At 48.1% G+C, this 486-nt stretch carries 1 pseudogene; it reads left to right on the top strand.

The features are described from left to right. Positions 1–486, top strand: a pseudogene (locus E1189_RS01440) (transposase); the annotation flags it as partial.

Below are 486 nucleotides of genomic sequence, written 5' to 3'. Positions count from 1 at the left end.
TTTCCACGCTGCAAATCCAGAAAAGTTCAGACTGATTTTTCCGGTGGCGACATCACCTCAAGTGCAGGTGTTCTTCTGTTGCGACAGCTTGACCGAAACTACAACTGACCAACACCCTCAGTCGAGCCATAAACGACCCAAGGGACGTTAATCGGTGCCTGCACCAGACAGAAACCGTATTGCGGCAGAGAATTTATGCTCTGGCTTTGGGTTACGAAGACCTGAATGATCACCAGCAACTCCGCTACGATCTGGCATTACAAACAGCAGGCAAATCGACAGCAGGCGGTTGCTATGCATGAGATTCTTGTTGATCAATTTATAGCCTCGTTCAAAAGACCTCCCAAGCGTATCAAGCTTGACTTTGATGCCACTGATGACCCTGTTCATGGCAACCAGATTGGACGACACTTCTCAGGTTACTACGATCACTATTGCTTCCTTCCGCTCTACGTATTTTGTGGTCAGAAGCTGTTGGTCAGCTAC

The sequence above is a fragment of the Parendozoicomonas verongulae genome, assembly GCF_009711465.1.
GTDB classification, from domain to species: Bacteria; Pseudomonadota; Gammaproteobacteria; order Pseudomonadales; family Endozoicomonadaceae; genus Sansalvadorimonas; species Sansalvadorimonas verongulae.
The sequence above is the reverse complement of the archived record's forward strand: the minus strand, read 5'-3'. Positions and strand labels throughout refer to the sequence as shown.